This window comes from Cellulomonas edaphi (assembly GCF_030362815.1).
Taxonomy (GTDB): domain Bacteria; phylum Actinomycetota; class Actinomycetes; order Actinomycetales; family Cellulomonadaceae; genus Cellulomonas; species Cellulomonas edaphi.
In genome coordinates, this window is the sequence record NZ_JAUCGR010000001.1 from 1,223,257 (window position 1) to 1,248,050 (window position 24,794).

22 protein-coding genes are annotated in these 24,794 nt (G+C 72.8%); 12 read left to right on the forward strand and 10 right to left on the reverse strand.

What is annotated here, in order from left to right; translation table 11 throughout:
• Window positions 1–70 precede the first annotated feature (70 nt).
• The 4 genes from QRT05_RS05735 to sdhC are packed head-to-tail and all read right to left on the reverse strand — an operon-like array spanning window position 71 to window position 3,557.
• A complete protein-coding gene (locus tag QRT05_RS05735; protein ID WP_289445983.1) occupies window positions 71–832 on the reverse strand; it encodes a succinate dehydrogenase iron-sulfur subunit in 762 nt (253 codons plus the stop codon).
• Window positions 832–2,679 (reverse strand): succinate dehydrogenase flavoprotein subunit, encoded by a 1,848-nt coding sequence (sdhA, locus tag QRT05_RS05740; RefSeq protein WP_289445984.1) that lies wholly within the window; start codon window positions 2,677–2,679, stop codon window positions 832–834. Before sdhA ends, QRT05_RS05735 begins: the two co-directional genes overlap by 1 nt.
• Window positions 2,680–2,694: 15 nt before the next feature.
• On the reverse strand, window positions 2,695–3,153 hold the full coding sequence (locus QRT05_RS05745) for a succinate dehydrogenase hydrophobic membrane anchor subunit (RefSeq protein WP_289445985.1): 459 nt from the start codon (window positions 3,151–3,153) through the stop codon (window positions 2,695–2,697).
• On the reverse strand, window positions 3,153–3,557 hold the full coding sequence (gene sdhC / locus QRT05_RS05750) for a succinate dehydrogenase, cytochrome b556 subunit (RefSeq protein ID WP_289445986.1): 405 nt from the start codon (window positions 3,555–3,557) through the stop codon (window positions 3,153–3,155). Before sdhC ends, QRT05_RS05745 begins: the two co-directional genes overlap by 1 nt.
• A gap of 264 nt (window positions 3,558–3,821) precedes the next feature.
• Here sdhC and QRT05_RS05755 point away from each other — a divergent pair, with 264 nt between their 5' ends.
• Both QRT05_RS05755 and QRT05_RS05760 read left to right on the forward strand, forming a co-directional pair.
• Entirely contained in the window at window positions 3,822–4,940 is a 1,119-nt protein-coding gene (locus QRT05_RS05755; protein ID WP_289445987.1) for a mannose-1-phosphate guanylyltransferase, read from the forward strand.
• Between the two features lie 88 nt (window positions 4,941–5,028).
• A complete protein-coding gene (locus QRT05_RS05760; protein WP_407650297.1) occupies window positions 5,029–6,306 on the forward strand; it encodes an amidohydrolase in 1,278 nt (425 codons plus the stop codon).
• Between the two features lie 19 nt (window positions 6,307–6,325).
• On the opposite strand, the gene QRT05_RS05765 is transcribed toward QRT05_RS05760, so the two are convergent.
• Both QRT05_RS05765 and QRT05_RS05770 read right to left on the reverse strand, forming a co-directional pair.
• On the reverse strand, window positions 6,326–6,781 hold the full coding sequence (locus QRT05_RS05765) for a hypothetical protein (protein WP_289445988.1): 456 nt from the start codon (window positions 6,779–6,781) through the stop codon (window positions 6,326–6,328).
• A 54-nt stretch (window positions 6,782–6,835) separates the two neighbouring features.
• Window positions 6,836–7,390: a hypothetical protein gene (locus QRT05_RS05770; RefSeq protein WP_289445989.1), complete on the reverse strand. Its 555-nt coding sequence runs from the start codon at window positions 7,388–7,390 to the stop codon at window positions 6,836–6,838.
• 393 nt (window positions 7,391–7,783) lie between these two features.
• Here QRT05_RS05770 and QRT05_RS05775 point away from each other — a divergent pair, with 393 nt between their 5' ends.
• From QRT05_RS05775 to deoC, 9 genes are all read left to right on the forward strand, one after another.
• A complete protein-coding gene (locus QRT05_RS05775) occupies window positions 7,784–8,917 on the forward strand; it encodes a BMP family lipoprotein (RefSeq protein WP_289445990.1) in 1,134 nt (377 codons plus the stop codon).
• A gap of 141 nt (window positions 8,918–9,058) precedes the next feature.
• Entirely contained in the window at window positions 9,059–10,768 is a 1,710-nt protein-coding gene (locus QRT05_RS05780) for an ABC transporter ATP-binding protein (RefSeq protein ID WP_289445991.1), read from the forward strand.
• Window positions 10,765–12,051 carry an ABC transporter permease gene (locus QRT05_RS05785; RefSeq protein WP_407650298.1) on the forward strand — a complete coding sequence of 429 codons (1,287 nt, stop codon included), beginning with the start codon at window positions 10,765–10,767 and terminating at the stop codon, window positions 12,049–12,051. Before QRT05_RS05780 ends, QRT05_RS05785 begins: the two co-directional genes overlap by 4 nt.
• Window positions 12,048–13,340 carry an ABC transporter permease gene (locus tag QRT05_RS05790; protein ID WP_289445992.1) on the forward strand — a complete coding sequence of 431 codons (1,293 nt, stop codon included), beginning with the start codon at window positions 12,048–12,050 and terminating at the stop codon, window positions 13,338–13,340. The genes QRT05_RS05785 and QRT05_RS05790 overlap by 4 nt, the downstream gene beginning before the upstream one ends.
• 5 nt (window positions 13,341–13,345) lie before the next feature.
• A complete protein-coding gene (locus QRT05_RS05795; RefSeq protein WP_289445993.1) occupies window positions 13,346–13,744 on the forward strand; it encodes a cytidine deaminase in 399 nt (132 codons plus the stop codon).
• Entirely contained in the window at window positions 13,741–15,033 is a 1,293-nt protein-coding gene (locus QRT05_RS05800) for a thymidine phosphorylase (RefSeq protein ID WP_289445994.1), read from the forward strand. Before QRT05_RS05795 ends, QRT05_RS05800 begins: the two co-directional genes overlap by 4 nt.
• 73 nt (window positions 15,034–15,106) lie before the next feature.
• Window positions 15,107–15,325, forward strand: a complete 219-nt coding sequence (locus tag QRT05_RS05805) for a hypothetical protein (RefSeq protein ID WP_289445995.1) — start codon at window positions 15,107–15,109, stop codon at window positions 15,323–15,325.
• Window positions 15,322–16,404, forward strand: a complete 1,083-nt coding sequence (locus QRT05_RS05810; protein WP_289445996.1) for an adenosine deaminase — start codon at window positions 15,322–15,324, stop codon at window positions 16,402–16,404. Before QRT05_RS05805 ends, QRT05_RS05810 begins: the two co-directional genes overlap by 4 nt.
• Window positions 16,401–17,072 carry a deoxyribose-phosphate aldolase gene (gene deoC, locus QRT05_RS05815; protein ID WP_289445997.1) on the forward strand — a complete coding sequence of 224 codons (672 nt, stop codon included), beginning with the start codon at window positions 16,401–16,403 and terminating at the stop codon, window positions 17,070–17,072. Before QRT05_RS05810 ends, deoC begins: the two co-directional genes overlap by 4 nt.
• On the opposite strand, the gene QRT05_RS05820 is transcribed toward deoC, so the two are convergent.
• The gene (locus tag QRT05_RS05820; RefSeq protein ID WP_289445998.1) at window positions 17,069–18,949 is read right to left on the reverse strand and encodes a phospho-sugar mutase; all 1,881 of its coding nucleotides are present in this window, start codon (window positions 18,947–18,949) and stop codon (window positions 17,069–17,071) included. The genes deoC and QRT05_RS05820 overlap by 4 nt on opposite strands.
• Window positions 18,950–18,993: 44 nt before the next feature.
• Complete coding sequence (locus QRT05_RS05825; protein WP_289445999.1) at window positions 18,994–19,824, reverse strand: purine-nucleoside phosphorylase; 831 nt, start codon at window positions 19,822–19,824, stop codon at window positions 18,994–18,996.
• Window positions 19,825–19,878: 54 nt separating this feature from the next.
• On the opposite strand from QRT05_RS05825, the gene QRT05_RS05830 reads away from it, so the two are divergent.
• Window positions 19,879–21,321 (forward strand): NAD(P)H-quinone dehydrogenase, encoded by a 1,443-nt coding sequence (locus QRT05_RS05830; protein ID WP_289446000.1) that lies wholly within the window; start codon window positions 19,879–19,881, stop codon window positions 21,319–21,321.
• Window positions 21,322–21,324: 3 nt separating this feature from the next.
• On the opposite strand, the gene QRT05_RS05835 is transcribed toward QRT05_RS05830, so the two are convergent.
• Both QRT05_RS05835 and efeB read right to left on the reverse strand, forming a co-directional pair.
• Window positions 21,325–23,316: an endonuclease/exonuclease/phosphatase family protein gene (locus QRT05_RS05835; protein ID WP_289446001.1), complete on the reverse strand. Its 1,992-nt coding sequence runs from the start codon at window positions 23,314–23,316 to the stop codon at window positions 21,325–21,327.
• Between the two features lie 85 nt (window positions 23,317–23,401).
• The gene (efeB, locus tag QRT05_RS05840) at window positions 23,402–24,790 is read right to left on the reverse strand and encodes an iron uptake transporter deferrochelatase/peroxidase subunit (protein WP_407650299.1); all 1,389 of its coding nucleotides are present in this window, start codon (window positions 24,788–24,790) and stop codon (window positions 23,402–23,404) included.
• Window positions 24,791–24,794: the final 4 nt, after the last annotated feature.

Here is a 24,794-nt window from a genome sequence, read left to right on the forward strand (position 1 = left end):
CAAGAACGGGAACGACGAGCCCGGGTATGACGAAGGCCCCGCCGGAACGGGGCCCTCGTCGTGCGGAGACTCAGAACGCGCGGGTGATCATCGCGCGCTTGACCTCCTGGATCGCCTTGGTGACCTCGATGCCGCGGGGGCAGGCCTCGGTGCAGTTGAAGGTCGTGCGGCAGCGCCACACGCCCTCCTTGTCGTTGAGGATCTCGAGGCGCTGGGCGCCTCCCTCGTCGCGGCTGTCGAAGATGAACCGATGCGCGTTGACGATCGCGGCGGGCCCGAAGTACTGGCCGTCGGTCCAGAAGACCGGGCACGACGACGTGCACGCCGCGCACAGGATGCACTTGGTGGTGTCGTCGAACCGCTCGCGCTGCTCGGCCGACTGCAGGCGCTCCTTGGTCGGCTCGTTCCCCGTGGTGATGAGGAACGGCATGATCTCGCGGTAGCTGGCGAAGAACGGCTCCATGTCGACCACGAGGTCCTTGATCACGGGGAGGCCCTTGATGGGCTCGACCGTGATCGGCTTGGACGGGTCGAGGTCCTTGAGCAGCGTCTTGCACGCCAGGCGGTTGCGGCCGTTGATGCGCATCGCGTCCGAGCCGCACACGCCGTGCGCGCACGAGCGGCGGAACGTGAGCGAGCCGTCCTGCTCCCACTTGACCTTGTGCAGCGCGTCGAGCACGCGGTCGGTGCCGTGGCACAGCACCTGGAACTCGTCCCAGTGGGCGACGGGCGTGAGGCCGTCATCGCCCGGCAGGTAGCGCATCACGCGCAGCGTCACGGTGAACGACGGGATGGCGCCGACCTCTGCGGGGGCGTCGAGAACGGCGGTCATCAGTACTTACGCTCCATCGGCTGGTAGCGGGTCATGGTGACGGGCTTCGACCCCAGCACCAGCTGGTAGTCGTCGAAGACCTCGGAGTAGGCGAAGCGGCCCTCGGTGTCGCCGTCGCCGCCGCCCCACTGGCGGTGCCCGTCGGTCGGCAGGGGACGGCGGTAGGCCATCGTGTGCTTCATGAAGCCCTCGTCGTCGCGCTTGGGGAAGTCCTCGCGGAAGTGCCCGCCGCGCGACTCCTCGCGGTTGAGCGCGCCGACGACGACGGTCTCGGCGATGTCGATGAGGAAGCCCAGCTCAACGGCCTCGAGGAGGTCGGTGTTGAACGTCCGGCTCTTGTCCTGCACGGACACGGACAGGTACCGCTTGCGCAGCGCCTTGATGTCCTCGAGCGCCTGCGTGAGCGACTCCTTGGTGCGGAACACCTGCGCGTTGAGGTCCATCGACTCCTGCAGGGCCTTGCGGATGTCCGCCACGCGCTCGCCGTCGGGGCGGGTGCGGATCAGCTCCAGGCCCGCCGTCACGGTCGCGGCGGGGTCCTCCGGGAGCTCGACGAACTCGGCGTCGACGGCGTAGGCCGCCGCGGAGATGCCCGCCCGCTTGCCGAACACGTTGATGTCGAGGAGCGAGTTGGTGCCCAGGCGGTTGGAGCCGTGCACGCTCACGCACGCGACCTCGCCCGCGGCGAACAGGCCGCGGATCACGTCGGTCTCGTTGCGCAGCACCTGCGCCTCGATGTTGGTGGGCACGCCGCCCATCGCGTAGTGCGCCGTCGGGTACACGGGCACCGGCTCGGTGTACGGCTCGACGCCCAGGTAGGTACGCGCGAACTCCGTGATGTCGGGCAGCTTGGCGTCGATGTGCGCTGGCTCGAGGTGCGTGAGGTCCAGCAAGACGTAGTCCTTGTTGGGCCCCGCGCCGCGGCCCTCGCGCACCTCGTTGGCCATCGACCGGGCGACGATGTCGCGCGGGGCCAGGTCCTTGATCGTCGGTGCGTAGCGCTCCATGAAGCGCTCGCCCTCGGAGTTGCGCAGGATCGCGCCCTCGCCGCGAGCGGCCTCCGAGAGCAGGATGCCCAGGCCCGCGAGACCGGTCGGGTGGAACTGGAAGAACTCCATGTCCTCGAGCGGGATGCCGCGGCGGTAGGCGAGCGCCATGCCGTCGCCCGTGAGGGTGTGCGCGTTGGAGGTCGTCTTGAAGATCTTGCCCGCGCCGCCCGTGGCCAGGACCACGGACTTGGCCCGGAACACGTGGATCTCGCCCGTCGCCAGCTCGTACGCGACGACGCCACTCACGGTGACCTCCTCGCCCTCGGGCACGTGGCCCGCGGCGAGGTCGTGGTCGACCAGCAGGTCGAGGACGTAGAACTCGTTGAAGAACTCGACCTCGTTCTTCACGCACTGCTGGTACAGGGTCTGCAGGATCATGTGACCCGTGCGGTCCGCCGCGTAGCAGGACCGGCGCACGGCGGCCTCGCCGTGGTTGCGCGTGTGCCCGCCGAAGCGGCGCTGGTCGATCCGGCCCTCGGGCGTGCGGTTGAACGGCAGCCCCATCTTCTCCAGGTCGAGCACCGCGTCGATGGCCTCCTTGGCCATCACCTCGGCGGCGTCCTGGTCCACCAGGTAGTCACCGCCCTTGACAGTGTCGAACGTGTGCCACTCCCAGTTGTCCTCCTCGACGTTGGCCAGGGCGGCGCACATGCCACCCTGCGCCGCGCCGGTGTGGGACCGGGTGGGGTACAGCTTGGAGATGACGGCCGTGCGGACGCGGGTCGACGACTCGAGCGCCGCGCGCATGCCCGCACCGCCCGCGCCGACGATGACGACGTCGTACTGATGGATCTGCATCGTTGTCCTTAGTCGTTACCTGGCCGTGCAGAACGACGGCAGGAGGTCGGGCGCGGCGTCGGGGCACGGGTTGAACGTGAAGATCACGAGCGTGCCCAGCACGACGGTCACCAGGAAGGCGAGGTAGAGCAGGCTCTTGAGGACCAGCCGCGTGCCGTCGCGCTCCGCGTAGTCGTTGATGATCGTCCGCACGCCGTTGGTGCCGTGGATCATGGCGAGCCAGAGCATCAGCAGGTCCCAGACCTGCCAGATCGGGTCGGCCCACTTGCCGGCGACGAAGCCGAAGTCGATGGCCTTGACCCCGTCGCCCGCCCAGAGGTTGACGAACAGGTGGCCGAAGATCAGCACCAGCAGCACGACGCCCGAGGCGCGCATGAACACCCAGCCGTACAGCTCGGTGTTGCCGCGCGTGGTCAGCCGGCTGGGCCTGGCGCGCGGCGGGCGCGGCGCCTTCGGGTCGGCGATCGCGGTCATCACTCGCCCCCGAACACGTGCATGAGGTGGCGCGGCAGGAAGCCGGCCATGGTCAGGACGAACAGGCCGACCACGATCCAGAGCATCGTGCGCTGGTAGCGGGGCCCCTTGGCCCAGAAGTCGACCAGGATGATCCGGATGCCGTTGAAGGCGTGGAACACGATGGCGGCCACGAGGCCGGCCTCGCCGAGGCCCATGATCGGGTTCTTGTACGTGCCGATCACGTCGTTGTAGGACTCGGGGGAGACGCGCACCAGCGACGTGTCGAGGACGTGCACGAGGAGGAAGAAGAAGATCGCGACACCGGTCACGCGGTGCGCGACCCACGACCACATGCCTTCACGTCCTCGGTAGAGGGTTCCGGCCGGCGCTTTGCGCGGCGGCGCGGGGGGCGCTGCGGGCACTTGGGGGGCCTCCTGGCGAGTGAGAGGTAGAGCCACGGTCGCCGACGGCCTCGTCGGAGCTCGTGTCTGTCGCTCTCACTGTATAGACACCTGGTTGACGCGCCGCCTCCGCATGGGCCTTTGGTCCTCCGCTGTGAGGAAGTCCACACGGCGAGACGGGGTTGCCGATACCGAGGTCGAGGCACCGCCCGCGCCGGGTCGCACATAGCGGCGTCCGGTGCGGGTCGCAGCACCCGGCGCGCGCGGATCGCTAGCCTGGCCCGCATGTCCACGCCGATCCCTGGGTTCCATGCCGTCGTCCCCGCAGGCGGTGCGGGCACCCGTCTGTGGCCGCTGTCCCGCGCGGCCCGGCCGAAGTTCCTGCTGGACCTCACCGGCTCGGGTCGCACCCTGCTGCAGGCGACCGTCGACCGGCTGGTCCCGCTCACGGGTGCGGACGGGGTGCTGGTGGTGACGGGCGAGCGCCACGCAGCCGCCGTCGCCGCGCAGGTGCCCGGGCTCGACGGCGAGGCCGGACGGCTGCTCGCCGAGCCGTCCCCCCGAGACTCCATGGCGGCCGTCGGGCTGGCCGCCGCGGTGCTGCAGCAGCGGCACGGCGACGACGTCGTGCTCGGCTCGTTCGCGGCCGACCACGTGATCAGCGGGACCGAGGCGTTCGAGGGGGCGGTCCGCGAGGGCGTGGCCGCCGCGCGTGCGGGGTTCGTGGCCACGATCGGCATCACTGCGTCGGGCCCGTCCACCGCGTTCGGCTACATCCGGGCGGGCGCGCCGCTCGGCGTCGACGACGCACCGAGCGCGCAGCACGTCCAGGGCTTCACGGAGAAGCCCGACGAGGAGACGGCCGCGGCCTACCTCGCGACGGGGGAGTACCGCTGGAACGCCGGCATGTTCATCGTGCGCGTGGGCGTGCTGCTCGACCACCTCGCCGCCCAGCTGCCCGCTCTCGCGTCCGGCCTGCGCGAGATCGCCGCCGCGTGGGACACCGCCGCTCGCGGCGAGGTGCTCGGTCGGCTCTGGCCGGGACTTACCAAGATCGCCATCGACCACGCGATCGCGGAGCCCGTCGCCGCGGCGGGCGGCGTCGCGGTGGTGCCCGGGGAGTTCGCGTGGGACGACGTGGGCGACTTCGCCTCCCTCGCCCGGCTGGTGCCCGCCGGGCCGGACGGCGTGACCCTCGGCGACGCCGACGACGTGGTGCGCCTGGCGGCGAGCGGGTCGTTCGTGGCGCCGGCGGGCGGGCGATCGGTCACGGTGATCGGGCTCCCCGAGGCCGTCGTCGTCGACACCCCGGACGCCGTGCTGGTGACCACCCGCTCGTGCGCGCAGGACGTGAAGTCCGCGGTCGACGCCTGGCGGGCCGGCGGCCGCGACGACCTGCTCTGACGCTCGTCGCGCCGCCCCGCGCGCCCGGGGCGGTCCCCGTGCTGGGACGCCGCTCGACGGCGAGGCGCGGAGGGATAACCTCGAAGGCGTGTCTGCTGAGCCCACGCCCTCCGACCCCGTCGAGCCCGCGCCGAGCACGCCCGCGCTCGCCGACCTGCGTCCCGCGCCCGCGACGCCCGGCACGGCTCGGCTGACCGCCACGCTCGCGTCGCTGCGCGACGAGCTCGTCGCGATCCGGCGTGACATCCACGCCCACCCGGAGCTGGCCCGCACCGAGGAGCGGACCTCGCGCGTCGTCGCCGACCGGCTGCGGCAGGCGGGCCTGAGCCCCCGGCTGCTGCCCGGCTCGGGCGTGCTGTGCGACATCGGTCCCGTGAGCGGCCGACGGATCGGCCTGCGGGCCGACATCGACGCGCTGCCGGTGAACGACACGTGCGGGCTGCCGTGGTCGTCGACCCATCGCGGCATCGCGCACGCGTGCGGGCACGACGTGCACACCGCCGTGGTGCTCGGCGCCGGGCTCGCGCTCGCCGAGCTCGCCGAGGCCGGTGGGCTCGCGACCGGCGTGCGCCTGATCTTCCAGCCGGCCGAGGAGGTGCAGCCGGGCGGCTCGCTGGACGTGATCGCCCAGGGAGGCCTCGACGGCGTGGCGCGGATCTTCGGGGTGCACTGCGACCCCAAGGTGGACGTCGGGCAGGTGGGCACGCGCATCGGGCCCATCACGTCCGCGAGCGACGAGGTGCAGGTCACGCTGACCGGCGCGGGCGGGCACACGTCCCGCCCGCACCTCACGGGGGACGTGGTGTTCGCCCTCGGTCAGGTCATCACGCAGGTGCCCGCGATCCTCGGCCGCAGGCTCGACCCGCGCTCGGGCGTCAACCTCACCTGGGGCGCCGTCGCCGCGGGGACGGCCCACAACGCCATCCCGTCCACCGGCACGGTGAAGGGGACGCTGCGCTGCCTGGACGTGCGGGCGTGGCAGAAGGCGTCCGAGGTGTTCCACTCCGCGGTGGAGCAGGTGGTGGGACCGCTGGGCGTCGAGGCGGAGATCGTCCACCACCGCGGCGTGCCGCCCGTGGAGAACGACGAGCGCTCGACCGGGATCCTCGAGGCGGCCGCGCGCGACGTCCTGGGCGCCGAGTCGGTGCTGCTCACCGAGCAGTCGCTGGGCGGCGAGGACTTCGCCTGGTACCTGACCAAGGTGCCCGGGGCGATGGCCAGGCTGGGCACCCGCACGCCCGGCGGGGTCACGTACGACATCCACCAGGGCGACCTCCGGGTGGACGAGCGCGCGATCGAGGCCGGGGCGCTGCTGCTGGCCCGGACCGCCGTGCTTGCCGGCGGGCCCGCGCACGCACAGCCCTGACGCCCGGTCGAGGGCGCTGTCAGTCCTCCGAGGAGGAGGGGGCGATGTCCGGCACGGCGACGAGCACCTCCCACTCGGCGTCCGCCTGGCCGGACACCGCGGCACGACGCTCCACCGCCCCGGACCCCCGCAGACGGGACGGCAGTCCGTCGCACGGGACGATCCAGAACGGATCGGTCTCGTCCACGAACGTGAGAGTGACGGGCGTGGGCCCCTGGCACAGGCCGTAGAGCGTGAAGCCGCCGCTCGGCAGCACGACGGAGGAGTCGTCACCGCCCAGGGAGGCCGCGAGCTTCTCGTGCTCGTCCAGGACGAGCCGTGTCCGGCCACCCACCGACTCTGCGAACGGGGCGATGGGGACGGGCTGCTCGGACGGAGCGGCGCTGTGGGAGCTGCGCGTGGTCGGGCGGGGCGCGGCCTCGGTCGCTGGGCCGTGGCTGCACGCGGCGGCCGCCGCCGCGATGACTGACGCCATCGCGGCGGCGACCCAGGCGCGTCGCCTGTGTGCTGGCAGGACGGGCATGGGAGATCAGATCGGCGTGCTCGTGAGCTTCCAGCCCAACCGCTGCGGTGCGGTGGAGGTCCAGTTGACCGTCTTGACGTGCGTGTACTTGCCGGCGCTGTACGCGTCGTAGGAGGTGTAGCCGGTGATCTTCGGCACGTAGATCCCGTACGTGCAGTAGCGCGTCGAGTTGGCCGGCACGTCGATCTTCACGGTGGAGCCGTACGTCGACGTCATGCTCTGGGAGACGCCGCCCGTCACGGAGGCGGTGAACTCGGCGAAGATCGCTGCCTTGACCTTGGCCTCGACCGTGGCGCTCACCGAGTAGGTCGACGAGGTCGTGCTCTCCGCCTTGCACTCCAGTGTGGCGGTGGACGAGAGCCCGTTCATGGCGGAGTCGCGGTAGGCGACCTTGAAGCTCGTCGCGTTGACGGCCGTGACCGTCGAGCACGCGCTGACGCTGTACGAGATCGCTGCACAGGACGATGCGGAGGCGGGAGCCGCCAGCGCGACCGGAACGGCGAGGCCGGCGAGGACGGCAGCGGCGGCGAGGCCGGCGCGTGCGCGTGTTGCAATTGCCATGTTGATTCCCCTTTGTCAAGTGATGGGCCTGTGGAGTCAATCACGCGGCCTGTGCCGGTTGGTCCGGTTTGCCCTGACGTCACCCGACCGGCCTAGCCGCACCCGTGCGAGGGGAGGCGGGCGGTCGAACCCGTCGCCGCCGTCGCCTGCCGCGATCGAGGTGGGTGGTCCCGCATGACGGGACGGCTGCGTCCGCACTCTGGCCGTCGATACCAAATCTGTAACGAACAACGGCCGCTACCCCCCGGTAACAAGCACGTCACGTGGCGCTGGTTAGAGTCCGGGATATCAACGCCGGACGGGTCGTCCGCGCGCTCGCGACCGGCCACCGCCCACCGCGACGCCGCGTGGACCTCACGACGCCGGCCTGCTCACGAGACCCAGGAGTTCCGCGTGAACAAGATCATCCGTGTGGCCGCGCTCAGCGGGGCCGTCGCCCTCGCGCTCGCCGCATGTGGCAGCGCCCCCGAGGACGAGGCGACCACGCCCAGCTCGAGCGCAGAGCCCAGCACCAGCGCCTCGGCCGGCGCCGTCGACTACAAGGCCTGCATGGTCTCGGACTCGGGCGGCTTCGAGGACAAGTCGTTCAACCAGTCCGGCGCCGAGGGCCTGGACCGTGCCGGCTCGGAGCTCGGGGTCACCGTCAACAAGGTCGAGTCGACCGCTGCGACGGACTTCACGCCGAACATCGAGCAGCTGCTCGCCGACAAGTGCAACCTCATCATCGGCGTCGGGTTCCTCCTGGAGGACCCGATCCAGGCTGCTGCGGTCGCCAACCCGGACGTCGACTTCGGTCTGGTCGACTCGTCCTTCTCGGACCCGGGCGCCACGAAGAACGACCCCCCGGTCCCCGTCACGCTGGAGAACGGCAAGCCGCTGCTCTTCAACACGCAGGAGGCTGCCTTCCTCGCCGGCTACGTCGCGGCGGGCACCAGCGCCACGGGCACGGTGGCGACGTTCGGCGGCATCCAGATCCCGTCCGTCTCGATCTTCATGGACGGTTTCGCCGACGGCGTGGCGCAGTACAACAAGGACTTCTCCAAGACCGTGAAGGTGCTCGGCTGGAACAAGGACCAGCAGAAGGGCTCGTTCACGGGCGACTTCGAGGACCAGTCCAAGGGCCAGAACATCGCCAAGGGCTTCATCGACCAGGGCGCTGACGTGATCATGCCCGTTGCCGGCCCCGTCGGCCTGGGTGCCGCCGCGGCCGCGAAGGACGCGGGCGACGTGATGATCGTCGGCGTCGACGCCGACTGGTACAACACCGCGCCGGACTACAAGTCGATCGTCCTCACCTCGGTCATCAAGGAGATCGGCCAGTCCGTGTTCGACACGGTCGACCAGGCCTCGAAGGGCAGCTTCTCGTCCGAGCCGTACGTCGGCACGCTCGAGAACAAGGGCATCGACATCGCGCCGTTCCACGACCTCGACTCCAAGGTCCCGGCCGAGGTGAAGACCAAGGTCGAGGAGCTCAAGCAGCAGATCATCAGCGGTGAGCTGAAGGTCGAGTCGCCAAGCCAGAACTGACCTGATGGGGGTGGCCCGGGCCCGACGGCCCGGGCCACCGTCATGCCCGGCGCAGCACGTCGCGCCGGCACACCACGTCGCACCGCCGCGGGACCCCCGCGCCGATAGGGTGCAGACATCGACGCGAAGGGGCGTGACCTCGTGAAGCTGGAGCTGCGCGGCATCACCAAGCGGTTCGGCACGCTGGTGGCCAACGACCACATCGACCTGGTGGTCGAGCCCGGTGAGATCCATGCGCTGCTGGGCGAGAACGGCGCCGGCAAGAGCACGCTCATGAACGTGCTGTACGGGCTGTACGACCCGGACGAGGGCGAGATCCGCGTCGACGACACCGCTCGGACGTTCGTCGGCCCGGGCGACGCGATGGCCGCGGGGATCGGCATGGTGCACCAGCACTTCATGCTCGTGCCCGTGTTCACGGTCGCGGAGAACGTCGCGCTGGGGCACGAGCCCACCAAGGGCGGCGGCCTGATCGACGTGGCGGAGGCCCGCCGCCGGGTCAAGGAGATCTCGGACCGGTTCGGGTTCGACGTCAACCCCGACGCCCTCGTCGAGGACCTCCCGGTGGGCGCGCAGCAGCGTGTCGAGATCATCAAGGCCCTGTCGCGCAGCGCGAAGGTGCTCATCCTGGACGAGCCGACCGCCGTGCTCACGCCGCAGGAGACCGACGAGCTGATCGCGATCATGCGCCAGCTCAAGGAGTCGGGCACGTCCATCGTCTTCATCACGCACAAGCTGCGTGAGGTCCGCGCCGTCGCGGACCGCATCACGGTCATCCGGCGCGGCAAGGTGGTCGGCACCGCCGAGCCCACCGAGTCCGAGACGGAGCTCGCGTCGCTCATGGTCGGCCGCTCCGTGGAGCTGGGCGTGACCAAGGCGGTCGCGCAGCCCGGCGAGGCGACCGTCCAGGTGCGCGAGCTGAGCGTCATCGATGCCGCCGGCGTGCGCCAGCTGGACGCCGTGAGCTTCGACGTCTCGCGCGGCGAGATCCTGGCGATCGCCGGTGTGCAGGGCAACGGGCAGACCGAGCTCACCGAGGTCATGCTCGGGCTCGAGTCGCCGGTCGCGGGCTCGTTCCGGCTGGACGGCACCGAGCTGATCGGCCGGTCCGTCTCGCAGGTGCTCCGGGCCGGCGTGGGCTTCGTGCCCGAGGACCGCACGGTCGACGGCATCGTGGCGGAGTTCTCCGTGGCCGAGAACCTGGTGCTCGACCTGCACGACCAGGCGCCCTTCGCGCGCGGCGTCTCCCTCAACCCCGCCAAGGTGCTGGCCAACGCCGAGCAGCGCACGGTCGAGTTCGACGTCCGGACGCCGTCTGTGCACGCGCCGGCCGGCACGCTCTCGGGCGGCAACCAGCAGAAGGTGGTGCTCGCGCGCGAGATGAGCCGGCCGCTGCGGCTGCTCATCGCGTCGCAGCCCACGCGCGGCCTCGACGTGGGGTCCATCGAGTTCGTGCACTCGCGGATCGTGCGCGAGCGGGACAACGGCACCCCGGTGATCATCGTCTCGACCGAGCTCGACGAGGTCCTGGCGCTGGCCGACCGCATCCTGGTGATGTACCGCGGCCGGATCGTCGGGATCGTGCCCGGCGACACCGACCGCGACGTTCTCGGCCTGATGATGGCCGGGGTCCCGCTCGAGGACGCGCAGGCCCAGGCCGCCGAGCACCACACGGTGCTCGGGGAGCTGGACCTCGAGGCCACGGCACCGGACGCCCCGGCGAGCGCGACGGCACCGGACGCCCCGGCGAGCGCGACGGCACCGGACGCCCCGGCGAGCGCCGCGGCCCCTGCCCCGGCCGCACCCACCCCGACGCCCACCACCCAGCCCGACGAGGAGGCCGGCCGGTGAGCCCCACCACGCCCCCCCTGCCCGACGCGGCGGTCCCGCCGCCCGCCGACACCGGCACCGCGCCGCTCGCCACCGGCCCCGACGAGAACCGCGGCCAGGGCATCCTGCGCGAGATCATGTCGAGCAGCTGGGTGGTCACCACGCTCGCGATCGTGCTCGCGCTGGTCATCAGCGGCGTGCTCATCGCGGCCGCCGACCAGGAGGTCCAGGACGCCGCGGTCTACTTCTTCGCCCGGCCGGCCGACTTCTTCAGCGCGGCGTGGGACGCGGTGTCCAGCGCCTACGTCGCGCTGTTCCAGGGAGCGGTGTTCGACCCGACGGCCGCCACCTTCGCCAAGGCGATCAAGCCGCTCACGGAGACACTGACGGTCTCCACGCCGCTCATCCTGGCCGGCCTCGGCCTGGGCATCGGCTTCCGCGCCGGCCTGTTCAACATCGGCGCCCAGGGCCAGATCATCCTCGGTGCGGTGTTTGCGGGGTACATCGGCTTCACGTTCGACCTGCCCTTCCCGCTGCACCTGCTGCTGGCCGTGATCGGCGCAGCGATCGGCGGCGGCATGTGGGCCGGGATCGCCGGCGTGCTCAAGGCGCGCACGGGTGCTCACGAGGTGATCGTCACGATCATGCTCAACAGCATCGCGGTCTACCTGATCGCCTACCTGCTGACCACCACGCCGTTCCAGAACCCGGGGAGCTCCAACCCCATCTCGCCGCCCATCCCGGAGTCCGCGCAGTACCCGCTGCTGCTGGGCGACCAGTTCCGGCTGCACGCGGGCTTCATCGTCGCGATCCTGGCCGCCGTCTTCGTGTGGTGGCTCATGGGCCGCTCGACCATCGGCTTCAAGTGGCGCGCCGTGGGCTCCAACCCGCACGCGGCGCGGACGGCCGGCATCTCGGTGAACTCGGCGTACATCTGGGTCATGGTCACGGCCGGTGCGCTCGCCGGCCTGGCCGGCTCGGCGCAGGTGCTGGGCACCGACAAGGTGCTGACGGCCGACGTGGCCGCCAGCTTCGGGTTCGACGCCATCACGGTGGCCCTGCTCGGGCGCTCCAAGCCGCTGGGCACGTTCATGGCCGGCATCCTGTTCGGCGCGCTGCGCGCCGGCGGCTTCGCGATGCAGGCGCGCACCGGCACGCCGATCGACATCGTGCTGGTCGTGCAGTCGCTCGTCGTCCTGTTCATCGCGGCGCCGCCCCTGGTGCGTGCCGTGTTCCGCCTGCCCGCTCCCGGCGCACGCCGGCCGCGAACGCCCCGCTCGTCGACGAAGGAGGTGGCAGCATGACCGCCACGACGGTGACGCCCGCGGCGACCGCCCCCGACAAGGCCAAGCCGCTCGCCCCGATCAGCTGGAAGGCGCCGATCGGCTACGGCGTCGTCGGCTTGATCAGCCTGGTGCTGTTCGGCCTGCTGCCCGACTCCGGCAAGGACTCGACGTTCGTCCTGTCCACCGGCAAGGACTACTTCCAGATCGACCCCATCACCGTCCCGGCCAAGGCGACCGCCATCGTGCTGTCCGTCGTCGCGCTGGTGCTGGCCGTCATCTCCTGGCAGGCGACGCGCAACCGCCGCAAGGTCGGGGCCTGGCTGCCGATCGTCTTCGGCATCGTCGTGGTGCTGGCGTTCCTCACGTGGGCCGACGCGGGCAAGGACTCGCCGCTGCCGCTCACGGGTCTGCTGCAGGGCTCGCTGTTCCTCGCGATCCCGCTCGTGTTCGGATCGCTCGCGGGCCTGCTGTGCGAGCGCTCCGGCATCATCAACGTCGCGATCGAGGGCCAGCTGCTGGCGGGGGCGTTCCTCGCGGCGGTCGTCGCGTCCATCACCAGCTCGGCGTACGTGGGGCTCATCGCGGCACCCGTCGCGGGGATGCTCGTGGGCGCGCTGCTCGTGCTGTTCTCGATCAGGTACGTCGTCAACCAGATCATCGTCGGCGTGGTGCTCAACGTGCTCGTGATCGGCGTGACGAGCTATCTGTTCTCCACCGTGCTGAAGACGGACGCGTCGACGTTCAACTCGCCGCCCAAGCTGCCGAGCATCGACATCCCGGTGCTCAGCCAGATCCCCATCGTCGGGCCCGTGCTGTTCCGCCAGACGGTCCTCGTCTACATCATGTACGTCGTCGTCGCGCTGCTGCAGATCTTCGTCTTCCGCAGCCGGTGGGGGCTGCGCCTGCGGGCGGTGGGGGAGCACCCCAAGGCCGCCGACACGGTGGGCATCAAGGTGAACCGCACGCGCGTGCGCGCCACGCTGCTCGGTGGTGCCGTGGCCGGCCTCGGTGGCGCGTTCTTCACCGTCGCCGCCGGGCTCGCCTTCGGCAAGGAGATGACGGGTGGCAAGGGCTTCATCGCCCTGGCCGCCATGATCCTGGGCCGCTGGAACCCCGTGGGCGCCCTGGCGGCGGCGCTGCTGTTCGGGTTCTCCGACAACCTGCAGGTGGTGCTGGGCATCATCGGCACGCCGATCCCGAGCCAGATCATGCTCATGACGCCGTACGTCGTGACGATCTTCGCCGTCGCCGGTCTCGTCGGGCGCGTGCGCCCGCCCGCCGCCGAGGGCATCCCCTACGTGAAGTGAGTGCCGTGACGGACATCGACTGGGACGCTCTGCGGGACGCCGCGCGGGACGTCATGCGCAAGGCCTACGTGCCCTACTCGCACTTCCCGGTGGGGGCGGCCGCGCTCGTCGACGACGGGCGCGTGGTGGCCGGCTGCAACGTGGAGAACGCGAGCTACGGCGTCACGCTGTGCGCCGAGTGCTCGCTCGTGTCGGCCCTGGTGGTCGGCGGCGGCGGACGCCTGGTGGCTTTCACCTGCGTCGACGGGCACGGCAACGTGCTCATGCCGTGCGGCCGGTGCCGGCAGCTGCTGTGGGAGCACGGCGGGGCACGGCTCCAGGTCGAGACCGTCAGCGGCGTCCGACCGATGACCGAGGTGCTGCCCGACGCGTTCGGGCCCACCGACCTGGAGGAACGCGCATGAGCCGGGACAGCTTCGACGCGGTCGAGGTGATCGTCGCCAAGCGTGACGGCCACCGCCTCTCGGACGCGCAGATCGACTGGGTCATCGACGCCTACACGCGGGGCGACGTGGCCGAGGAGCAGATGTCGGCGCTCACCATGGCGATCCTGCTCAACGGGATGGACCGTGCGGAGATCGCGCGGTGGACCGCCGCGATGATCGCGTCCGGCGAGCGCATGTCCTTCGCGCACCTGAGCCGCCCGACGGCGGACAAGCACTCGACGGGCGGCGTCGGCGACAAGATCACGCTGCCGCTGGCGCCGCTGGTCGCCGTGTTCGGCGTCGCGGTCCCGCAGCTGTCGGGCCGCGGGCTCGGCCACACCGGTGGCACGCTCGACAAGCTCGAGTCGATCCCCGGCTGGCGGGCCGCGCTGACCAACGACGAGATGATGCGCCAGCTGGAGGACGTCGGCGCCGTCATCTGCCAGGCCGGCTCCGGCCTCGCGCCGGCCGACCGCAAGCTCTACGCGCTGCGGGACGTGACCGGGACGGTCGAGGCGATCCCCCTGATCGCGAGCTCGATCATGAGCAAGAAGATCGCCGAGGGCACCGGTGCGCTCGTGCTCGACGTCAAGGTGGGGTCGGGCGCCTTCATGAAGGACCTGGACCGCGCCGCGGAGCTGGCTCGCACCATGGTGGAGCTCGGCACGGACGCGGGCGTGAGCACCGTCGCGCTCCTCACCGACATGGACGTGCCGCTGGGCCTGACCGCGGGCAACGCCCTGGAGGTGCGCGAGTCCGTCGAGGTGCTGGCCGGCGGGGGACCGGCGGACGTCGTCGAGCTCACGGTGGCCCTGGCGCGCGAGATGCTGGCGGCCGCCGGCAAGCCCGACGTAGACGTCGAGGCCGCGCTGCAGGACGGCCGCGCGATGGACGCCTGGCGCGCGATGATCACGGCGCAGGGCGGCGACCCGGACGCGGAGCTGCCCGTCGCGAACGAGACCGAGCAGGTCGTGGCGGAGTCCGACGGCGTGCTGACCACCCTCGACGCCTACGCCGTGGGGATCGCCGCATGGCGTCTCGGCGCGGGCCGCGCGCGCAAGGAGGACCCCGTCCAGGCGGGCGCCGGCGTCGAGATCCACGCCCGTCCGGGAGACACGGTGCGCGCGGGACAGCCGCTGCTCACGCTGCACACCGACACCCCCGAGCGGTTCGGACGCGCGCGCGAGGCGCTCGCCTCGGGCGTGGTCGTGGGCGCGCCCGGCACGACGGTCACCCGGCGGCCGCTGGTCATCGACCGCATCGGCTGAGGCGTGGCGGCGTGAGTCCCCTTCGGAGCACGATGGACGTGCTCTGACCCACGGAACGGACCAAGGAGGAGCGATGAGCACCGTCCCCGGATCGGACGCCTGGCGCGACGCAGGGCTCGAGCCCGTGACCACCGACGAGCCGACGAGGCTGACCGACGACCTCGCCCCGCCGGACCCCGACGAGTACGTGCCCGGCTTCCCGCGCCCCGACCTCGACGGCGGCGCCGACGAGGCCGACGTGGTGGAGCAGGACAGCGAGGTCGCGCTGGACGACGACGGGGGCGACGCGTGAGCGTGACCGACGAGGACCTCGTCGCGCTCATCCCCTCGCTGCCCAAGGTGCTCCTGCACGACCACCTGGACGGGGGGCTGCGGCCCGCCACGATCGTCGAGCTCGCCGCGGAGGCGGGCCACGAGCTGCCCACCACGGACCCCGAGGAGCTCGGCCGGTGGTTCGTCGAGGCGGCCGGCGCGGGCACGCTCGAGCTCTACCTCGAGACGTTCGCGCACACCGTCGCGGTGATGCAGAGCGCGGACGCGCTGCGCCGGGTGGCCCGGGAGGCGGCCGAGGACCTCGCCGCCGACGGGATCGTGTACGCCGAGGTGCGCTACGCCCCCGAGCAGCACGTGAGCGCCGGGCTGTCGCTGCAGGAGGTGGTCGACGCGGTGCAGGCGGGGTTCGCCGACGCCGCGGGCGCGATCCGCGTGGGCACGATCCTGTCCGCGATGCGCCACTTGGACCGCGCCGACGAGATCGCCGAGCTCGCGCTGGCCAACCGGGACGCGGGCGTGGTCGGCTTCGACATCGCCGGCCCCGAGGCGGGCTTCCCGCCCTCGCGCCTCGCGAGCGCGTTCGAGACGCTGCGCCGTGCCAGCTTCCCCACCACGGTGCACGCCGGCGAGGCGGACGGTCTGGACTCGATCGCGGAGGCGCTGCACGTGGCCGGCGCCTGCCGGCTGGGGCACGGCGTCCAGCTCGTGGCCGACACCGGCAGGGACGAGCTGGGCGACCGGCTGGGCCTGATCGCCCACTGGGTGCGCGACCGCCGGATCCCGCTCGAGCTCTGCCCCTCCTCCAACGTGCAGACGGGCGGCGCGCCGTCCATCGCCGAGCACCCCGTCACCCGGCTTCGCCAGCTGGGCATGGAGGTCACCGTCAACACCGACAACCGGCTCCAGTCGGGCACCTCCCTGTCCCGTGAGCTGACGCTCCTGGTGCGAGAGGCGGGCTGGACGCTGACGGACATCGAGGACGTCACGGTCACGGCCGCAGCGTTCTCGTTCGCCCACCACGACGAGCGCGCCGTGCTCATCGACACCGTGATCCGGCCCGCCTACGCGGCGGCCCGGGGAGGAAGGCACCGCGCATGACCACCGATCCCCGCTCGCTCGCCCAGCTCGTCGACCACACGCTGCTCAAGCCCGAGGCCACGCGTGCCGACGTCGACGCGCTCGTGGCCGAGGGCGCCCGGCTCGGCGCGTACTCGGTGTGCATCTCGCCGTCGTTCCTGCCCGTCGAGGTGCCGGCGGGCCTCAAGGTCGCCACGGTCTGCGGGTTCCCGTCGGGCAAGCACCACAGCGAGGTGAAGGCCGCCGAGGCCGCCCGGTCGGTGCGGGACGGCGCCGACGAGGTCGACATGGTGATCGACGTCGGCGCCGCGAAGGAGGGCCGCTTCGACGCCGTGCAGGCCGACATCGCGGCCGTGCGCGCCGCTGCTCCGGCGCCCACCGTGCTCAAGGTGATCATCGAGTCTGCTGCGCTCTCGGACGACGAGATCGTCGGCGTGTGCCGCGCGGCGGAGGCCGCGGGTGCCGACTTCGTCAAGACCTCGACGGGCTTCCACCCGGCAGGCGGCGCGTCCGTGCACGCCGTGCGGATCATGCACGACACCGTGGGCGGCCGCCTCGGGATCAAGGCGTCGGGCGGCGTCCGCACCGCCCAGGACGCGCTCGACATGGTCGAGGCGGGCGCGACCCGGCTCGGCCTGTCCGGGACCGCTGCCGTGCTGGCCGGGCTCGAGGCGGACGCGGGCTACTAGGCCCGCGCGGGCTCCAGGCCCAGCGCCGCACGCATGTCGGCGGCGACCGCGTCGAGCCGCGCGCGGGCGCCGTGCCTCGCTGCGCCGACCGCCTCGTCGTCGGCGTCCGGCCGGACCGGCTCGATGACCTCGAGGTACACCTTGACCTTGGGCTCCGTGCCGCTCGGCCGGACGACGACCCGGGTGTCGTCGGCCGTCAGGAGCCGCAGGCCGTCCGTGGGCGGCAGGCCGCCGCGGTCGTCGTCGGTCCCCGCCGCGAGGTCGACGACGCTCGTGACGCGCGAGCCGGCCAGCGTGGTGGGCGGCGCGGTGCGCAGCCGGTCGACCGTCGCACCGATCGCGCCGAGGTCGGTGAACCGCGCGGACACCTGGTCGCTGAGGTGCAGCCCGTGCGCGCGGGCGAGGTCGTCGAGCTCGTCGACGAGCGTGCGCCCCGCGGCCTTGACGCGCGCCGCGAGCCCGGCCACCAGCAGGGCCGCGCTGATGCCGTCCTTGTCCCGCACGTGCAGCGGGTCGACGCAGTAGCCGAGCGCCTCCTCGTAGCCGAAGACCAGCCCCTCGACGCGCGAGATCCACTTGAAGCCGGTCAGGGTCTGCGCGTGCCGCACGCCGGCCGACGCCGCGATCCGCGCGAGCTGGCGGGAGGAGACGATCGAGCTCGCGAACGTCGCCGTCGGGTCCACGGGCCCCGGGTCGGCGCCGATGCGCGCCGCGACGGTCGCGCCCAGCAGCGCCCCGGTCTCATCGCCGTGCAGCATCCGCCAGCCCTCGGCGGCGGCGGTGTCGGGTCCCCGGTAGGAGCGCGCGCGCCTGTCCTGGACGGCGACGGCGCACCGGTCGGCGTCGGGGTCGAGGGCGAGCACCAGGTCGGCGCCCTCGTCGCTGGCCAGCCCGATCGCCAGGTCGATCGCGCCGGGCTCCTCGGGGTTGGGGAACGCGACGCTCGGGAAGTCGCCGTCGGGCTCGGCCTGCTCGGGGACCACCAGCACGTCGGTGAACCCTGCCTCCGCCAGCACGCGCTGGGCGACCTCGCCGCCGACCCCGTGCAGGGGTGTGAGCACGATCCGCACGTCAGCGGCGGCCGCTCGCTGCGCCGGGTCAGCGAGCGACACGGTGTGGGCGACGTACGCGTCGACGATGCTCGCGTCCAGCACGCTCCAGCCGCTCTGCGCGCGGGGCACCGACGCGACCGAGGGGACGCGCGCGATCTCGTGCGCGATGGCCGCGTCCACGGGCGCGACGATCTGCGAGCCCTGTCCCGCGTCGGTGACGACGCGCCCGCCCAGGTACACCTTGTAGCCGTTGTCCTGGGGCGGGTTGTGCGACGCGGTGACCATGATCCCGGCGTCGGCCTCGAGGTGGCGCACCGCGAACGCCAGCACGGGCGTGGGCAGCGCGGACGGCATGAGGTGGACGTCGATGCCGACGGCCGTGAGCACCGCGGCGGTGTCGAGCGCGAAGTCGGTGGACTTGTGCCGGGCGTCGTAGCCGACCACCACGCGTGGGGACGGCGTGACCCCGTCGAGCTCGCCGAGCAGGTAGTCGGCGATGCCCGCGGCCGCCCGGATCACGACGGCCCGGTTCATCCGGTGCGGCCCACCACCCAGCCGCCCGCGCAGGCCCGCGGTGCCGAACTGCAGGAGCCCGGTGAAGCGGTCGGCCAGCTCCTCGCGCGCGCGGCGGGCCGTGTCGATCACCTGTCGCTGCGTGGGGTCCGGCTCGGCGCCCTCGCGCAGACCGTCCGGCTGACGGTCGGCCTGCTCCAGGAGCTCGCGCAGCTCGTCGGCGGTGTCTCGGTCGGGGTCGTCGGCGACCCACGTCCGCACCTGCTCCTTGAGCTCTGACCACGTGATCTGCGTCGACCGGGCGTCGTCCATGGACCCCAACGTACTGGCCCGGCGACGCAGCCACTATCCGAGGCTCAGACGCGCTTGACGACCTCCGCGAGCAGCGCGCTGATGCGCGGGCCGGCCGCCTGGCCGGCCTCGAGCACCTCGGCGTGGGCCAGCGGCGTCTCGCTGATGCCCGCGCCGAAGTTGGTGACGAGCGAGACGCCCAGCACCTCCAGCCCGGCGTGCCGCGCGGCGATCGCCTCGAGCGTCGTCGACATGCCCACGAGGTCGCCGCCCAGGACACCGGCCATGCGCACCTCGGCCGGGGTCTCGTAGTGCGGCCCGGGGAACTGGACGTAGACGCCCTCGCCCAGGGTCGGATCGACCTCGTGCGCGATGGCGCGCAGGCGGGCGGAGTACAGGTCGGTCAGGTCGACGAAGGTCGCGCCCTCCAGCGGGGAGGTGGCAGTGAGGTTGATGTGGTCGCGGATCAGCACGGGAGTGCCCGGGCCCCACTGCGGGTTGAGTCCGCCGCAGCCGTTGGTCAGCACGAGGGTGGTCGCACCCGCCGCGGCCGCCGTGCGCACGCCGTGCACCACGCGGCGCACACCCCGGCCCTCGTAGAGGTGCGTGCGCGAGCCGAGCACGAGCGCGTGCTTGCCGGTGGCCTCGATGCGCACGGAGCGGATGATCCCGCTGTGGCCCACCACGGCGGCGGCGGAGAACCCGGGGACGTCGGTGCTCGGGATCTCGGCGACCGTCTCGCCCAGCAGGTCGGCGGCGCCGCCCCAGCCCGAGCCGAGCACGAGCGCGACGTCGTGGCGCGGCACGCCCGTCGCCTCCGCGAGGTAGGCCGCCGCGGTGCGGGCCACGTCGAAGGGGTCGGTGGTCGGGTCGTCCAGGTCTGTGACGTCGCTCATGGTCCGAGGCTAGCGTCCGCGCGGCCGGTCGATCGGACGGCACAATGGGTTCTCGTGACCACACCTGTGCCCGACGAGTCCCTCAGCTCCGCCAGCCGCGTCGTCGTGGTCGGAGGCGGTCCCGGGGGGTACGAGGCGGCGCTCGTCGCACGACGGCTCGGCGCGGACGTCACCGTGGTGGAGCGCGCCGGCATGGGTGGCGCCGCGGTGCTCACCGACGTCATGCCGTCGAAGACGCTCATCGCGACCGCGGAGTGGCTCACCATCGCCGACCGCGCGCCCGAGCTCGGCATCCGCGCGGACGGCTTCGCGCTCTCGGGTGCCGAGGCGCGCCACCACATCGACCTGGCCGCCGTGAACACGCGCGTCAAGGCGCTCGCCGCCGCCCAGAGCGCGGACATCCGGGCGCGGCTCGAGCGCGAGGGCGTGCGCATCGTGCTCGGCGAGGGTCGGCTGGACGGACCGCAGCGCGTGCTCGTGCGCACGCCCGGCGGCGTCGACGACGAGGCGCTCGAGGCGGACGTCGTGCTGGTCGCCACCGGCGCGACGCCCCGCGAGCTGCCGACCGCGCGGCCCGACGGCGAGCGCATCCTCACGTGGACGCAGCTGTACGACCTCACGTCGCTGCCCGAGAAGCTCATCGTCGTCGGCTCCGGTGTCACCGGCGCCGAGTTCGCCGGCGCCTACACCTCGCTCGGTGCCGACGTCACGCTCGTCTCCAGCCGGGACCGCGTCCTGCCGGGTGAGGACGCCGACGCCGCCGAGCTGCTCGAGGGCGTGTTCAAGGCGCGCGGCATGCACGTGCTGTCGCGCTCGCGGGCCGAGGGCGCGCGCCGCACTGCCGACGGCGTCGTCGTGACCCTGTCCGACGGCCGGGAGGTCGAGGGCTCGCACGTGCTGTTCGCGGTGGGCTCCATCCCGACGACGGCCGGGCTGGGCCTCGAGGAGGCGGGCGTGCGGCTCGCGCCGTCCGGGCACATCCAGGTGGACAAGGTCTCGCGCACCAGCGCGCGGGGCATCTACGCGGCGGGCGACGTGACCGGGGTGCTCCCGCTCGCGTCGGTCGCGGCGACACAGGGCCGGATCGCGATGTCGCACGCGCTGGGCGACGCGGTCAAGCCGCTCTCGCTGCGCGGGGTCTCGGCGAACATCTTCACCGCACCGGAGATCGCGACCGTGGGGCTCTCGGAGTCCCGCCTGCAGTCCACGGGCACGCAGTACACGGTGAGCATGCTGCCGATCGCGCGCAACCCCCGCGCCAAGATGCTGGGCGTGCGCGAGGGGTTCATCAAGATCTTCGCGCACCCCGGCTCGGGAACCGTCCTGGGCGCGGTGCTGGTGGGACCGCGTGCGTCCGAGTCGGTGTTCCCGCTGACCCTGGCCGTCACGCACCGGATGACCACGGACCAGGTGGCCGAGGCCGTGACCGTGTACCCGTCGATGTCCGGCACCATCGCCGAGGTGGCCCGGATGCTGCACCACCGGTCGGAGGACTAGGGACTACCCGGCGCGGGTCGCCCGTGTGACCACCGGCAGGTGGTCGGACTCGCGCGGCTCGGTCGGCACCACGGCGTCGTCGAACGTCTCCCGCTGGCCGAAGACCCAGTCGATGCGCGCGTCGGGGTCGTCGCTCGGCGACGTCAGCGCGGCCGGGTCCCCGGCGCTGTCGACCGCGGAGACCCAGCCCGCGTCCTCGAGCAGGCCGATCTCGGGCGAGCCCGGCTCGGCGTTGAGGTCGCCCGCCAGCAGGGACGGTCCGTCGACCGGCTCGGCCGCGAGCAGCGCACGCAGCTGGTCGAGCCGCGTCGGGGTGTTCTCCTCGCGGTGCTGCAGGTGCACGGACGTGACCCGCACCGGGGTGCCGTCGCGCGTGACCACCGTGGTGGACAGTGCGGAGCGCGCCTGGGGTCCCGCGCCGTACGGGAGCTGGTGGATCGCGGTGTCCGCGACCGCGGAGCTGGACAGCACGGCGTTGCCGAACTGCCGGTCCGCCGCGGGCGCGAAGCGGATGGTCATGCCGAGCCGGTGCGACATCCAGGTGGCCATGTCGGTGCCGCCGCCGAGGATCCAGCCGCGCTCCACCTCCTGCAGCGCGACGACGTCGGGGTGCTCCGAGGCGATCGTGCGTGCGATGCCCTCCAGGTCCACGGCCGTCGACGGCGAGACGCCGTAGTGCAGGTTCCAGGTGACCACCGTGAGAGTGTCCGAGCCCGCGCGCGCCGGCATGTCCGGTCCCGTGGTCGACGTCCCGTAGGGCACGAGCCCGACGAGGGCCAGCAGCACGGCGGGGCCCAGCAGCAGCCGCACGGTGTTGACGCGCGCGGGGATGCGCTCGGTCGGGGCGTAGTCCTCGGTGGCGGCGGCCGCGGCGGTGGTGGCGGGCGTGCGCCGGCGCAGGCCGGTCAAGGCCAGGACCAGCGCGACGACGACCACCACCCAGGCGTTGTCCACGGGCAGCGGCACGTCGTAGTCGAGCATGTAGAGCACGAGCGGCAGCACGGTGCCAAGGCCGGCGACCGCGGTGGCGCCGCCCGTGCGGAGCACGCCGCGGGCGGCGGGCACGTGCAGCGTCAGCGCTCCGGTGAGCACCACCGACACCGCGACGGACAGGACGACGATCGCCACCAGCGCCAGCGCGCCGGTGTACCACATGGTGCCCGCGGCCCCGAGGACGACGAGGGCCGCGGCGGCCACCCGCAGCGCCCCCGGTACGGTCTGCGGGCGCAGCAGGACCCAGACGCCGGTGGCGCTCGCCAGCACCAGCACGAGCCCGGCGATGCCGAGAGCGACGCCCGTCTGCGACGCGACGAAGGCCGGGTTGGCGACGATCATCGCCGCGAGCGCGAGGAACGGGCCGAGCGCCCACAGCCGGCGCGGCCGACCGGTCGCCACCACCGCACCACCGTGCCCCGTGGCGAGCGAGCGCGCCGTGAGCAGCGGCGCGACGGCGATCACGACGGCGAGCACCCAGCCCGACCAGCCGCTGCGCCACAGCGCGTCCCACGTGCCGAGGGTCATCTGCAGGCCCACCGAGAGGCCGCACCCGAGCAGCAGGCCGGTGGCCGCCTGGCGCCCGCCCGCGGGCCGGCCGGCGACGAACGCGACTGCAAGCGTCAGCGCCGCGACGGCGAGTGCGACGGTCACGAGCCCCACCCAGAACAGGGCGTCGCCCTCGAGGGACTGCGCGACGAGGCGGCCGACGGCGAGCGCCCCGGCGCCGGTCAGGACCGTGCGTGGCGCGGGGATGCCCGACCGGGCCGCGGTGGCCACGAGCAGCACCATGGCGACCAGACCGGCCGCGGCGTAGGTTCCCGCCGCCGTCACGCCCGCGGCCAGCGCGCTCGTCGCGAACGCGCGGTCGAGCAGCGGACCGCTGGCCCGGATCATCTCGATCGCGGCGACCGTGAGCGTGGCCACCAGCCACACCCGGGTGGGGGTGCCCGCATCCGGTGGCGTCACCGGCGGCCGGACCTCGGGAAGCTGCTGCGTCACGCTCGCGACGCTACTCCGGGTGCCCCGGCCGGCGCCCGCCGGGGCGCTCGCCCACGTCGCCCGAGGTCACGCGCGCGCGTGGCGGTCAGGCGAACAGGTCCTGGCCCACGAAGGGCGAGTGCCGCGTCGTGAGCGGCGTCCCGTCGGCACCGAGCACGAAGTGCCCGTCCTCGATGCCGGGCGGCACCGCGAAGAGCCCCGATCCCGTGTGCTCCAGGTACTCCATGAGCCCGTCCGACTTCGACAGCTGGTTCTGCATCGGGATGTAGTGCGTGCGCGGGTCGGTGACGAACGCGATGAAGAACAGGCCGGCGTCGAGCCGTCCCAGCGAGTCGTTCCCGTCGGTGAAGTTGTAGCCGCGACGCAGCATGCGCACGCCCGCGTTGAAGTCCGGGTGCGCGAGCCGGACGTGGGCGTTCGTGGCGATCAGGGGCTGACCCCCGCGCCCGCTCGCGGTGAAGTCGGGCTCGGTGAACTCGGTCCCGCCGGACAGGGGTGCTCCCTCACCCTTGTTGCGCCCCACGAGGTTCTCCTGCTCGCGCAGCGACGTGCGGTCCCACGGCTCGATGCGCATGCGGATGCGCCGCGCGACGAGGTAGGAGCCGCCTGTCATCCACCGGGAGTCGGTCGAGTCGGCGCTCGCCGCCGAGGCGGGGACCCAGACGTGCTCGTCGAGCGCGCTCGTCTCCTCCGCCTTGACGTTGGCGGTGCCGTCCTTGAAGCCGAACAGGTTGCGCGGCGTGCGCTGCGCGGTGGATGTCGACGACGTGCGGCCGTACCCGAGCTGGGTCCAGCGGATGGTGGCCGAGCCGAACGCCGCGCGCGACAGGTTGCGGATCGCGTGCACGGCGATCTGAGGGTCGTCCGCGCACGCCTGCACCACCAGGTCGCCACCGGTCCGTGCCGGGTCGAGGTTGTCGGCGGGGAAGTGGGGCAGGTCGACGAGCGCGCCCGGGAGCCGGGACGCCAGGCCGTAGCGGTCGGCGCCGTCGCTCCCGACGAACATCGAGCGCCCGAAGCCGAACGTGATGGTGAGGCCGGCGGGAGGAAGGTCGGCGGCCTCGCCGGTGTCGTCCGGTGGTGCGTCGTACGGGCCGGACGCCGGTCCGTACGGGCCCGCCGAGAGGCCCTGCGTAAGGCGGGCGGCGATCGTCGTCCAGCGCTGCAGGAGCGCGACGACCTCGTCGCGCGAGCTCGTCGTGAGGTCGAACGCGGCCAGGTAGAGGCGGTCCTGCGCGGGCGTGGCGATGCCTGCCTGGTGGGCTCCGGTGAACGGGTAGGTGCGCGTGCCCGACGAGGTGGATGCCGGTTCGGGCGCGGTCAGCCGGCCGACGCCGAGGCCCACGGCCGCACCGACGACGGCGAGGCCGCCGCCGAGGCCGAGGACGGCGCGGCGGGACAGCCCGCCCGGCGCGGGCGAGGCGTCGGGCGGGGTGTCCGGCAGGTCGTGCGCGGGGTCCGTGGGGGCGGACACGGGG